Raw genomic sequence first — 12,649 nt, forward strand, 5'->3', positions numbered from 1 at the left:
AAGTTGCCTTCTTCTGCTCAGACAGTTGTCCGGAATCCCTTGATTTTAAAGGATTTTAACGTTTGGGGTTCCAGACAAAACTCGCCAGAAGGCAATCTTTTCCTTTCTACTAGGTTGTTCATAATGAATCGACAGCCGCCTACTTCGCCTCATACCAATTGTCGCCGTAGTTGACATCGACCTTCAGAGGCACGTCAAGCGCCAGCGCGCTCTCCATCACTTCCGGCACGAGCCGCTTCATCAGCTCCAACTCGTCCTGCGGGACTTCGAATACAAGTTCGTCATGCACCTGCAGCAGCATCCGGCTGCGCACCTTCTCCTTCGCCATCCGTTCGGCGAGCTGTACCATCGCCAGCTTGATAATATCCGCGGCGGAGCCTTGGATCGGCGAGTTCATCGCCGTCCGCTCGGCGAACGAGCGCAAGTTGAAGTTGGAGGCGTTAATCTCCGGCAAATACCGGCGGCGCTGCAGCAGCGTCGTCACGTAACCGTTCGAACGAGCCTGCTGAACGATATCGTCCATATAGTGGCGGACGCCTTGGAAGACAGCGAAATATTGCTCGATGAACTGGGCCGCTTCCTTCCGCGTAATGTTCAGGTTCTGGGACAAGCCGTAGTCGCTGATGCCGTAGACGATGCCGAAGTTGACGGCTTTCGCCTGGCGGCGCATATTGGCGTCCACGTCCGCTTCGGACACGCCGAAGACGTCCATGGCCGTTTTCGTATGAACGTCCATATCGTTGCGGAACGCTTCCTTCAGCTTCTCGTCCCCGGATATGTGAGCCAGCACCCGCAGCTCGATCTGCGAGTAGTCGGCGGCCAGGATCAGCCAGTCCGGCTCGCTGGCGACGAACACTTTGCGGATTTTCCGGCCTTCTTCAAGCCGGACCGGTATATTTTGCAGATTCGGGAACTGGCTGCTGAGCCGGCCCGTCGCTGCGATCGTTTGCTGGTAATAGGTGTGCACCTTGCCCGTCTCCACGCGGATTTCCTTAAGCAGTCCCTCGACATACGTCGATTGGAGCTTCGCGAGCTGACGATAGATCAAGATGCTGCTCACCACCTCGTTGTAAGGAGCGAGCTTCTCCAGCACCTCGGCATCGGTCGAGTAGCCGGTTTTCGTCTTCTTGACAACCGGAAGGCCTAGTTTGTCGAACAGGATTTCACCGAGCTGCTTCGGCGAGTTCAGGTTGAACTCGCTTCCCGCAGCCTTGTAGATGCCGTCCACGAGCTTCTCGATCGTCTGGCCGAGCTCGCCGCCAAGCTGCTTCAAGCCGTCGGCGTTAGCCCGGATTCCCTGCTTCTCCATCGAAGCGAGCACGCGAGCGAGCGGGAATTCGAGCCCATGGTACAGCCGGTGCATCTCGTTGTTGTCCAGCTCGTCCTGCAGCACGGGAACGAGCCTCCGGAGCAGATCCGCTTTGCGGGCCAGATGCTTGCTCAGCACGTCCGCTTCCGGCACTTTGAACTTCGCGCCTTTGCCGTACACGTTCTCGTCCAGCGCTATGACAGGCAGCTTGTACCGCCCGGCCAGTTCGCTCAGCGTATGCGTCGACTCGGTCGGGTCGAGCAGATAAGCCGCGATCAGCACGTCAAACGACACTCCGCGCAGCGGAACGCCTTTCCAGTGCAGACCCACTTCCGTGCGGTGCATATCGTAAACGATCTTCGGGGCGTTGTCGTCGGCGAGCCAGTCCCGGAGCCGTCCGGCTTCCGGAGTATGGAGCAGCTCGGCGGGAACGAACCGGTTCGCCCCTTCGGCCGTGCTGAAGGCAAGTCCGATAACCTCGGATACGTGCGGATTTTCACCGATCACCTCGATATGAACCGCGGTCACGCCCGTGAACGCATCGGTCAGAGCGGCCAAGCTTTCCCGGGCGACAATCTCGACCTCGATCGAGGTTTCTACGGCAGGCTCTCCTCCCGACAAATCCATCTTCTCGAGCAGCGACTTGAACTCCAGCTTGCGAAACATCGCGCCGAGCGTCGGCCCTTCGTAGCCTTTGTACGACAGCTCGTCCAACTGCAATTCCATCGGAACTTCGCGGAAGATCGTGGCGAGCTCTTTGGACATTCTGGCATCGTCGGCGTGCTGCTTAATTTTTTCCTGCATTTTGCCGGTAATCTCGTCGGCCTTGGCCAGCACTTCCTCGACGGAGCTGTACTGGTGAAGCAGCTTGAGCGCCGTCTTCTCGCCTACGCCCGGAATGCCCGGTATATTATCGGATGCGTCGCCCATCAAGCCTTTCAAATCAATGATCTGCTTCGGCACGAGCCCGTATTTGTCTTGAATCGCCTGAGGCGTGTACAAGTCGACTTCGCTGATCCCTTTGCGCGTCAGCGCGATCGTCACTCGGTCCGACGCCAGCTGCAGCATGTCTTTATCGCCCGATACGACGATCACGTCGAGGCCTCGCTCGTCCGCCATCCTCGTCATAGTACCGATAATGTCGTCCGCCTCATAGCCGGCCAGCTCGTACTGGTTGATCGAGAACGACTGGATCAGTTCTTTAATAAGCGGGAACTGCTCGGACAGCTCCGGAGGCGTTTTCTCGCGCCCGCCCTTATATTCTTTATATCCTTCGTGCCGGAACGTCGCTTTGCCGGCGTCGAACGCCACGAGGAAATGCGTCGGTTTCTGCTCTTCGATCAATTTCAGGAGCATCGTCGTGAAGCCGAATACGGCATTCGTGTGAAGTCCGCTCGAGTTGCTAAGCAGCGGGAGTGCAAAAAAAGCACGGTAGGCGATGCTGTTGCCGTCAATCAAGATCAATTTTTCCATAACACACACCCCATTCCAAAAGAGAGGTTGTTCAAAAAGTCCACTGCTGAAAACCGGACTTTTTGAAACACGCACTAAGAGAAACTTCGGATCGGAGCCTGCCAGGCCCCTTGAAAAAATCCTCCCTTCATCATAGCATATCGATCGGCACATATGAACTGCCGCGCTTGCATAGTTATGGGAAGAGGAGCGCCCGCCGCCGCAATCGGCAGGCTTCGCTTAGGCGGTTAATACACCGCTGCGAGAATACGGTTAGGAGGCGGGGGGATGAAACGCCAATGGAATCCGCAAACGGCAAAAATCGTATTTTTCGATATGAACAATACGTTAATCGATCCGAAATCTTCATTTGATTCATGCTTTTTGAGCGTACTGGTCGATTTTACCGGAAGATGGGATCATAGCGAGGGTGATTGGAACCCTCAGCGAGTACTGGACACATACCGCTCGGAATGGACCAAGAAGGCCAAGCTGCTGGCCCGCAAGCCTCGGGAGCTGGAGGAGGCGAAAAAGCAGTGTCTGGAGGCTGCGCTCCACCGGTATCCGTTCCAGGTGAACGACGCGTTCGTCAGCTCTTTTTTCCGGGAGATGAAACGTCAGATGCGCGCTCACGCCGTCCCGTTTCCGGATGCGGGCGGCACACTCGCGGCGCTGTCCGAGACGCATACGATCGGCATCATTACGAACGGAAGCAAGGAGCATCAACGCAAGGTAATCGCCAGACTGAACTGGTCGTCCTACATCCACAGCGAACATTTGATTGCCTCAGACCAAGCAGGCAGCCGTAAGCCGGACCCGGCTATTTTTCGCCTTGCCCTCCGCTCCGCCGCCATCCGGCCGCAGGAAGGAGTGATGGTAGGGGATTCGTGGAAAAACGATATCGAGGGAGCGGTGAAAAGCGGCATGAACGCCGTCTGGCTGAACCGGTCCGAAACCAAAAAAAGCTCCCGCCAGGCCGGGAACGTGAACGTTCCGGTCGTCCGGAGCTTAACGGAGCTGAAAGAACGGCTAACCGGTAAATAGAGCGACCGCTGTCTGACCTTTCTGACCACCGCCAGGCGAATAATAGGAGCCGGCAGCAATGTCAACAGCCTGTCTCTGTCTCCCAAGGGAGTCGGTTTTGCGGCTGGAAAGGGGCGGCTGGCAGATTCCATTCCGTTCGTCGACCTTCGAGCCGGTTCTGACGTATGCGCTAACCGGAAACCGTCCGTTGTCCGATCCGCTCTCCGAAATAAACGCTGCCCATATGCGCCTTCGCCCGCTTCTTCAGCTTGGCGGCCTCGCTCGATATATATTCGGCGGTTACAGCCGAGCCGCATTCGCAGACGATCAGGGAGAGCGATATGTTGACACGGTCCGTCTGCACGGGCCGGCCTTCGCGGTCGACCGCTTGTCCCGGCATCTCCGGGTCCATAAAGACGACTACCCCGGAATCGAACCTCCGGATAATCTCCTCGCATAGCTGATAAGGCGAATCCGTCCGCGACAGCACGATGAAATCGTCTCCGCCGATATGTCCGACGAAATCGTCCGGAAGCCCGCATAGCCCGGAAGCCTCCTGCAAGACGTCCGCCGTGAACTGGATCAGCTCGTCCCCTTTTTGAAAGCCGTACCGGTCGTTATACCACTTGAAAAAATCGAGGTCGGCGTAGATGACGGAAAAACGGTGGGATTCGATAATCCGCTTGCCCAGCTCACGCTGAATCTGCAGGTTGCCGGGAAGTCCGGTCAGCGGGTTGGCGATCCGCGCCTGCTCGATGCGCACCTTCGTAATCGACTCCAATATGGAACGGATCGAAGCCGTCCCGAGGAAAGCGCCTTCGCAAGTAATGACGACATAATCGTACAAGTTGTTCGTTTCCCGCGCAGTCGACATTTGCGATACTTGATCGAGCGGAACGAGCTCGTCGACGATGAGCGGGTTGCAGTCCATCAGTTTGCTGATCGGGCGATTCCAGTAGAGCGGGATGCCGTATTGCCCGGCCAGCTGCTGGAACAGCTTCTCCCGCATGATCAGCCCGACCGGCGCTCCGCCCTGGACAACGACGGCGCATAACTCGTTCTCGTACTCCCTGAAATAACGCGCCACTTCGGAGATATGAGTGCCCGGATCGAACGTGCGCACCTGAGAGGCGATCGTGCCGATCGTCATAAAGCTGTGCATGCTCCCGCGGCGTGTCCGCATATCCGCCATCTGCCGGGCGAGGTTGTCGTCGATGCCCGCCATTTCGCTCGAAGGACGGGCGAGCAGATACCCTTGTCCGAAATGGATGCCCATCTGCATTAGCTTGAACAGCTCGTCCGGCAGCTCGATGCCTTCGGCGATAATCCGGATGTTCATCTTCTCCGCGAAGGCGACGAACGTCTCAAGCATATGCTCCTTGATCTTGTCTTTATGGATATTGTGGATCAGCGAACGGTCCACCTTGATATAATCCGGCTGAAGCTCGGCGATCGCCTGCAGCGACGAGTAGCCGGCCCCCGCATCGTCGATGGCGATCTGGTAGCCTTGGCTCCGGTAATGCTGCAATATTTTTTTGGCTGTGGAAAAATCTTCGATCGAGCACCGCTCGGTAATCTCGAAGACGACATTGTGCGGCGCCAGTCCCATCCTCTCCAGCAGCCCGAGCGTCCGTCCCGGGGTAAAATCGGGATCGTGAATCACGTCGGCCGGGATATTGATGAACAGGCGCTGGTCGCTCTCGAGCCCCGTGCAGCCGGCGATCGCTTTCTCCCGGGCGAGACGGTCGAGCGAATAAAGCAGTCCTTCGTCCTCGGCAAATGCAAACAGTTCCCGCGGGGACTGAAAGTCGGTGCCCTTCGGTCCCCGGACCAGCGCTTCGTAGCCGAAAACGTCTCCGCCCGCAAGCGATACGATTGGCTGATACACCGCTTGGATGGAACGCTCCTGCAAAATGGCGAGAAACCGTTCGGTCCGCGGAACCCGGTGGCCGGACTCCGAATCGCCGGCGCTTTGCGCTTCGCGGATCGCCCGTTTGACTGCATCGTAGATCGTATCGGACGGTTGCTGATGAGCGGACGGTACGAGCGGCGCACAGCCCAGCCGAATCGCTAGTCCTTCCAGCCGAAGCTCTTCGGTCAGATGGCGCTTCAGCCTCATTCTCAGCTGCATGCCCATCCTGAACAGCTGCAGTTCGGCGTCCGGAGCGGCCGAATTCAGCTCGGCATAGAAAAAGAAATCGTCCCCGGCCATATGGAGCGAGAACAAGGACGGCCATTCCATACGAAGCTGGCCGAACAGAAGCTCGACGGAGCCGCGCACCCGCTCGACGGGCCATCGCCCCTTATCGTTCGAAATCTCCGGCATCCAGCCTATGTCCATATATATCAAACCGACAACCCGGCCTTTCAGCCGGTCCGCTATCAATCCGGTTTCTTCCCCGCCAAGACCAACCATCGAATCCCCCGCCCGCTACTTCTGTATCTAAGATCCGTACGGCGCCGTTCCGGACTCAAGCGTTCAGATCCGGACGCTTGCCCTTGACCAGATACACGACGCTTTCCCCGATATTCGTCGCATGATCGGCCATCCGCTCCAAATAACGGCTGACGAAACAAAGCAGCTGCGACTGATTGATCGTACGCGGATTTTCCACCATATAACTGAACAGTTCGCGCAAAATTTGGCTGTGCAGTTGATCGACGTCGTCGTCCATCTTGGCCATCCGGTAAGCGAGATCGACGTTTTCGTTCACGTAAGCCTCGATGCTGTCGCGGGTCATCACCTGGACAATTTCCGCCATCCGGGGGATGTCGACCAGCGGCTTGATGAGCGGCTCCTCGCCGATCCGCAGCGTAACTTTGGCGATATCGACGGCAAGGTCGGCCATCCGCTCCAGATCGCCGGCCATTTTGAAGGCGATCAAGATGCGGCGCAAATCTTTGGCTACCGGCTGCTGGGTCGCGATCAGCCGCGTGCCGGCCTCGTCGATGCTCTCCTCAATCGCGTTTACGGCGGCATCCTGGGCAATCACGCTGCTCGCCAGCTCCAGATTGCCTTCCTTCAAGGAGCGGACCGACGACATAATCGCCTGTTCCACCATGTTCCCCATCTCAATGAGCTGCTTGCGCAAATCGCCCAGCGAAGAATCGAAATTTTGCCGTTTCGTCATCATAACTGCAAATCCCCCCGATTAACCGAATCTACCGGTTATATAATCTTCCGTGCGCTGATCCTCCGGGTTGGAGAACAGCTTGACCGTATCGGCGAACTCGATCACTTCGCCGTTCAGGAAAAAGGCGGTCTGGTTCGAGACGCGCGCGGCCTGCTGCATGTTGTGGGTTACGATGATGATCGTATAGGTTTCTTTCAGCTCCTGGATCAGCTCTTCGATCTTAAGCGTGGAGATCGGGTCCAGCGCCGAGGTCGGTTCGTCCATCAGCAAAATTTGCGGGTTGACCGCCAGCGCCCTGGCGATGCACAGCCGCTGCTGCTGGCCGCCGGACAGGCCGTAGGCCGATTTCTTCATATAATCTTTCACTTCTTCCCACAAAGCCGCGGAGCGCAAGCTTTTCTCGACAATATCGTCAAGCTCCTGTTTGTTCGTAATACCGTGAATGCGCGGACCGTAAGCCACATTGTCATAGATCGACTTCGGGAACGGGTTCGGCTGCTGGAACACCATGCCGACATTTTTGCGCAGCGTCTCTACGTTCACGTCCTTGTCGTAAATATTCGTGCCGTTGATCGATACGGCGCCTTCGATCCGGACTCCCTTGGTCATATCGTTCATCCGGTTCAGCGTGCGAAGCAGCGTAGATTTGCCGCAGCCCGACGGACCGATAAATGCCGTAATCGAGCCGGCCTCGACCGCCATGTTTACTTTTTTGAGAGCATGGAATTCGGTATAGTACAAGTCTAAATTGTGAATATCTACGATAGCCATATCGCGACCCCCCGTCACTTTTTCTGGAATTTGCCACGCAGGTAGATCGCCAGTGCGTTCATGCCGAGAAGTGCGATCAGCAGAACGATAATACCGGCGGCTGCGACATTTTGGAACTCGGCCTTCGGCAAGCTCGCCCAGCCGTATATTTGAATCGGCATAACGGTAAACTGACTGAAGAAGCTTTCTGGCGTAAAGGCGATGTAGCCGACCGCCCCGATGACGATCAGCGGCGCCGTCTCCCCGATCGCCCGGGACATCGACAAGATCGTACCGGTCAGAATGCCCGGGAAGGCGGACGGCAGCACGACGCGCAGCACGGTCTGCCAGCGGTTCGCACCCATCGCGAACGAAGCATGGCGAAGCGACATCGGGACTGCTTTGATCGCCTCCTGGGAAGCGACGATAATGATCGGAAGCACGAGAAGCGTCATCGTAAGGCCGCCGGATAAGATGCTGTTGCCAAATCCGAACAGGCGGACGAATATCGTCAAGCCGAGCAAGCCGAAGACGATCGACGGCACGCCGGCGAGATTCGAGATGTTGGTCTGGATAATCCGGCTCATCCTCGTATCCTTGGCGTATTCTTCCAGGTAAATCGCCGTCGCGACCCCTATGATAAACGTCAGCGGAGCCGTAATGGACATCATCCACAGCGTACCGAATATGGCCGCTTTGAATCCGGCATTTTCCGGAATCCGCGATGAAAAGTTGGTTAGGAAATCCCAATTCAGCCAGCCGATTCCTTGACTTAACACTTGTATCAGCAATAACGCGAGCGCAACGACGCCAAAACAGGTCGACATCAAAAACAGAGTCTGGAATATTTTGTTTTTGCGCTTTCGCTTGGCCAGGTTGCGATCCTCGGGAAAAGCGTTCATCAATATTCCTCCCTGAATTTTCTGGCGATGTAACCCGCGATAATATTCATTCCAAGCGTAAGGGCAAATAGCGTGATGCCCACCGCATAAATCGTCAAATATTCAACCGATCCGTATGTCGTATCCCCGGAGCTTACCGACACGATATAAGCGGTCAGTGTCTCGATGCTTTTCAGCGGGTTAAACGACATGTTCGGCAAAGCGCCGGCAGCCAGTGTCACGATCATCGTTTCACCGATCGCTCTGGACAGGCCGAGCACGCACGAAGCGACTATACCGGAGAAAGCGGCTGGGACGACGATTTTCGTCGATACTTCCAGCTTGGTAGAGCCAAGCGCATACGCGGCATTTCTTAGAGACTGGGGTACGGCCGCCATGGCGTCTTCACTGAGCGAGGAAATCATCGGAACGATCATAATGCCGACGACGATCCCTGCGCTTAGCGCATTAAACATATCGGTTTGCGGCAGCAAATAACGGATGATCGGCGTGACGAACGTCAGCGCGAAAAAACCGTACACAATCGTAGGAACGCCGGCCAAAATTTCCAGCACCGGCTTCAAGAAGGAGCGAACCTTCTGCGGCGCATATTCGCTTAAATAGATGGCGCTGCCGATTCCGATCGGCAAAGCGACGATACTCGCGATAAGAGTAACCATCAAAGAACCGACAATTAACGGCAATACGCCGAATTGCGGATCGTTAAACAGCGGAGTCCATTTCGTACCTGTAAAAAATTCCCAAACCGGCACTTTGGCAAAAAACTTTCCCGACTCGAGCAGCAAGATCAAGACAATTCCGACTGTCGTCAAAATCGATAGCATGCCAAACAGGAACAGAAGTTTCGGCATAATCGCATCCGACGAAATCAGCTTTTTTTTCATTTTTAAGTTGAGCGGTTTCTCCATATTCTGCATGCTCTGCATATTACGCCCCCTACTGAAAGTGGCTTGTCGAACACGGCAATACCGCGGCAGTGCCCCGGCCTTGCATAGCCATGAGTAGCCACGGTATAACCGTTTTTGATTCAACTTATTTCACGTGCTTCAAGTTTTCGTCGTACAAATTTTGCGTCAGTTTTACGTAACCGACCGATTCCACCAGCTTTTTGCCGTCTTCGCTCATGTAGTACTTGATGAATTCTTTCACTTCCGGACGAGCCAGGGCGGATTTCAGCGGATACATGTAAATTTGACGGGAAAGCGGTTTGTAAGTTCCGTCTTCGATCGTTTTCGCTGTAGGCTCGATCGCAGGTGCGTTGTCGTCGGCTTTGACCGAAAGCGCCTTGAGCTTGTCCTTGTTCTCAAGGTAGTAGGCGTAGCCGAAGTAGGCCATCGCATTTTTGTCGCCCGTTACGCCTTTTACCAATACGTTGTCGTCCTCGGAAGGCGTAAAGTCGCTGCGGGATTCCTTCGCTTTGCCATTGACCGCCTCGGTGAAGTATTCGAACGTACCCGAAGCCGTTCCCGGACCGTACAATTTGAGCGGCTGATCCGGCCATCCGGCGCGAACTTCGCTCCACTTCGTAATTTTGCTGTCTTTCTCCCAAATTTTCTTCAGTTCGGCTACGGTAATATCTTTGGCCCAGTCGTTTTGCGAGTTTACGACGACTGTAATTCCGTCGAAGGCTACCGGCATTTTGACGACGTCGTCGCCTTTCGCTTTAATCGCGTCGATTTCTTCCTGCTTCATCAGCTTGGAAGCGTCGGCGATGTCGATTTCTTTATTTAGCAGCTTTTTGATGCCTGCCGAGCTGCCGGCGAAGCCGACGGTTACTTTCACGTCTTTATTTTTCTTCATAAACTCTTCCGCAACAGCCTGAGAGATCGGATATACGGTGGAAGAGCCGTCGATTTTAATTTCACCGCTAAGCTTCGGAGCTTCTGTTTTCGTCGGCGCAGGGGCCGCTCCTCCGCTCGTCTTGTTATCGTCCGCCGGTTTTTGTCCGCATGCCGCCAGAGTCAAAGCCAGTACCGCGGAAGACATCATAATCGTTCCTTTACGCATCTTGTTGCTTAACAACTCGACCACTCCTTCGCTTCAGTTCGTTTTTTATGTTGCTTGTTGCCTACAAAACTTATTCTAGTGCCGCTATGTTTTCGCAATTTTAATGTTTTGTAAACGGAGTGTTAAATATTTCGACATTTGTTTCAGAGAATCGCCGTAAGCATTGCGGCGCCGGCATTCGACAACATTTACAATCCGTTAACAAAAAACGGGCGGTCCGTTAACGATCCTTTCCTATACTGAGTGTGAACCTGACATTAGAAAGATATGGGAAGGGGAGACCTGCTTGATGCAGCGTACGCCATTTGTAAAGAAGGAGTTTTGGAAGGGGAAACCCCGGGGAGTTACGATGCGCTTTAAGCTCGCCGCCGGCTTTGCCGCGATCGTTCTTACATTGACGGGAACCGTCGGATTTCAAACGTATATGCAAGCCGAGATCGAGCGGCAAATCGCCCTGCAGAACGCGGAAACCGAAAAGCAGCTGCTTGCGATGAAGATGAAGCAGGAAGTGCTGGAGCTGGCCTCTTTACACGCGGGGCTCGTCGTCACGAGACAGGAAAACCATGCGGCCTCGTATGCGCAGATCGAGAAATCGTTCGCGGAGCATGTCAAGCAGATCGCCGAAACGGCCTCCAGCCCGGAGGAAAGGAAATGGAGCGCCACGCTGGTGACCGTCTCCGGCGAATTCACTTCCACGTTTCATGACGCTCTGGACACACTTCGCAGCGCCTCGGCCAGCGAAGCCGGACGCCTGTTGGATCAGCAGTTCTCCTTGTCGCAAGTACATAAAGAATACATTTTCGAGCAAGCCGACTTATTTAATAGAAAGTATACGGAATCGGCCGCAGCCTCGCTGCAGCGTTCGGAACAGCTGTCGAAGCAGGTAAAGGCCATTGCGCTATACGTATCCGCAGCGGCCGTTATGCTGGCTCTCCTTGTATCGCTGTACATCATTCGTTCGTTCCAGAAGCCGATCCATAAGATGAAGCAGGCGATGGGATTGATCGGGGAAGGGGATTTGCGGCACCGCATCGGCTCCAGCGCCCACGATGAGCTGGGGCAGCTCAGCCGGGGATTCGACAAGATGATGGATAACGTCAGCACGATGCTGGTCCGCATGCGGGAGATCGGCGTCGAGCTGAACGGCCGCTCGTCCGGATTCAGCCGGTTCGCCCAGACGACCTCGTCCGTCAGCAGCGATGTGCTGAAGGCAATCGGCGAGATCGCGCAAGGGGCGGATCAGCAGGCCTCCCTCGTCGAGCGAAGCGCCCAGCTCGTCTCCGAACTGGGCGGTCAAATCGAGGCGATCTCCCGGTCCGCCGACGAGATGAAACGGTTAAGCGGGCAAACCGGGGAGTATGCAGATCAAGGCGCCGCCAAAGTATCGGAGCTCCAGGATGCGGCGGAGACGGCCGATCGGCTGCTGAGGCAAGCCGATCTGGCAGTCGAGACGTTCGTTGCGGACACGGCCCATATTACGAAAATCGTTCAGGCGATTACGGAGATTGCGAGCCAGACAAACGTTCTGTCGCTGAACGCTTCGATTGAAGCGGCTCGCGCCGGCCAGCACGGCAAAGGGTTTCTCGTCATCGCGGACGAGGTGAGACAGCTGGCCGAGCAGACGAAAACGTCGGCCCAGTCGATCGCGGGGATCGTCGGGTCCTTGCAGCAGCAGATGGCGGAGGTGCGGAGTCAGATGGCGGCAGCCGGGGCGGCGTCGCGGGCGCAATCCGGCAAGGTGGGCGATACGCTGGAAACGTTCCGGACGATTCAGCAATCGATCGCCGGCCTGAGCGGTCAGACCGAACTGATTCACGCGATGGTGGTGCGGGGTGAAGAAGCCAGCGTCAGTCTGGTCGGCACGATTCAGCACGTAGCCGCAATCGCGGAGGAGACGGCCGCAGGCGTTCAGGAAGTGAACTCGGCCTCGACCGAGCAGAACGAATCGGTCCGGCAAGTGGCCGAGCAGGCGGGTGCGATGCACGAGCTGGCAGCCGGCCTATTCGGCGAGATCGGCAAGTTCCGGACGCCTTACGATACGGAGCTTACGGCCAGGAGAGACGCCCCGTAAG

The 12,649-nt window shown here is 56.0% G+C and carries 9 protein-coding genes; 2 read left to right on the top strand and 7 right to left on the bottom strand.

Annotation, left to right across the window (positions count from 1 at the left end; translation table 11 throughout):
* Positions 1-139 precede the first annotated feature (139 nt).
* A complete protein-coding gene (gene polA, locus PV433_RS01340) occupies positions 140-2,782 on the bottom strand; it encodes a DNA polymerase I (RefSeq protein ID WP_332070401.1) in 2,643 nt (880 codons plus the stop codon).
* 267 nt (positions 2,783-3,049) lie between these two features.
* Between polA and PV433_RS01345 the strand changes: the two genes are divergently transcribed.
* Positions 3,050-3,805, top strand: coding sequence for an HAD family hydrolase (locus tag PV433_RS01345; RefSeq protein ID WP_332070402.1), 756 nt, complete (start codon positions 3,050-3,052; stop codon positions 3,803-3,805).
* Between the two features lie 169 nt (positions 3,806-3,974).
* On the opposite strand, the gene PV433_RS01350 is transcribed toward PV433_RS01345, so the two are convergent.
* The 6 genes from PV433_RS01350 to PV433_RS01375 form a co-directional block, all read right to left on the bottom strand.
* Positions 3,975-6,200 (bottom strand): GGDEF domain-containing protein, encoded by a 2,226-nt coding sequence (locus tag PV433_RS01350; protein ID WP_332070403.1) that lies wholly within the window; start codon positions 6,198-6,200, stop codon positions 3,975-3,977.
* A gap of 55 nt (positions 6,201-6,255) precedes the next feature.
* Positions 6,256-6,915: a phosphate signaling complex protein PhoU gene (gene phoU / locus PV433_RS01355; RefSeq protein WP_332070537.1), complete on the bottom strand. Its 660-nt coding sequence runs from the start codon at positions 6,913-6,915 to the stop codon at positions 6,256-6,258.
* 21 nt (positions 6,916-6,936) lie between these two features.
* A complete protein-coding gene (gene pstB / locus PV433_RS01360) occupies positions 6,937-7,689 on the bottom strand; it encodes a phosphate ABC transporter ATP-binding protein PstB (protein ID WP_190929449.1) in 753 nt (250 codons plus the stop codon).
* Positions 7,690-7,703: 14 nt separating this feature from the next.
* A complete protein-coding gene (pstA, locus tag PV433_RS01365) occupies positions 7,704-8,570 on the bottom strand; it encodes a phosphate ABC transporter permease PstA (RefSeq protein WP_332070404.1) in 867 nt (288 codons plus the stop codon).
* Complete coding sequence (pstC, locus tag PV433_RS01370; RefSeq protein ID WP_442951461.1) at positions 8,570-9,496, bottom strand: phosphate ABC transporter permease subunit PstC; 927 nt, start codon at positions 9,494-9,496, stop codon at positions 8,570-8,572. The genes pstA and pstC overlap by 1 nt, the downstream gene beginning before the upstream one ends.
* A 106-nt stretch (positions 9,497-9,602) precedes the next feature.
* Positions 9,603-10,592, bottom strand: coding sequence for a PstS family phosphate ABC transporter substrate-binding protein (locus PV433_RS01375; protein WP_332070405.1), 990 nt, complete (start codon positions 10,590-10,592; stop codon positions 9,603-9,605).
* Positions 10,593-10,866: 274 nt separating this feature from the next.
* On the opposite strand from PV433_RS01375, the gene PV433_RS01380 reads away from it, so the two are divergent.
* Positions 10,867-12,648: a methyl-accepting chemotaxis protein gene (locus PV433_RS01380; protein WP_332070406.1), complete on the top strand. Its 1,782-nt coding sequence runs from the start codon at positions 10,867-10,869 to the stop codon at positions 12,646-12,648.
* Position 12,649 lies beyond the last annotated feature (1 nt).

It is taken from the genome of Paenibacillus sp. GYB004, from assembly GCF_036577605.1.
Classification (GTDB): Bacteria; Bacillota; Bacilli; order Paenibacillales; family NBRC-103111; genus Paenibacillus_AB; species Paenibacillus_AB oceani.

Bases quoted from the DNA above. Each gene is read 5' to 3' on its own strand.
- polA (WP_332070401.1), bottom strand. From the start codon at position 2,782: ATGGAAAAATTGATCTTGATTGACGGCAACAGCATCGCCTACCGTGCT.
- PV433_RS01345 (WP_332070402.1), top strand. From the start codon at position 3,050: ATGAAACGCCAATGGAATCCGCAAACGGCAAAAATCGTATTTTTCGAT.
- PV433_RS01350 (WP_332070403.1), bottom strand. From the start codon at position 6,200: ATGGTTGGTCTTGGCGGGGAAGAAACCGGATTGATAGCGGACCGGCTG.
- phoU (WP_332070537.1), bottom strand. From the start codon at position 6,915: ATGACGAAACGGCAAAATTTCGATTCTTCGCTGGGCGATTTGCGCAAG.
- pstB (WP_190929449.1), bottom strand. From the start codon at position 7,689: ATGGCTATCGTAGATATTCACAATTTAGACTTGTACTATACCGAATTC.
- pstA (WP_332070404.1), bottom strand. From the start codon at position 8,570: ATGAACGCTTTTCCCGAGGATCGCAACCTGGCCAAGCGAAAGCGCAAA.
- pstC (WP_442951461.1), bottom strand. From the start codon at position 9,496: ATGCAGAGCATGCAGAATATGGAGAAACCGCTCAACTTAAAAATGAAA.
- PV433_RS01380 (WP_332070406.1), top strand. From the start codon at position 10,867: ATGCAGCGTACGCCATTTGTAAAGAAGGAGTTTTGGAAGGGGAAACCC.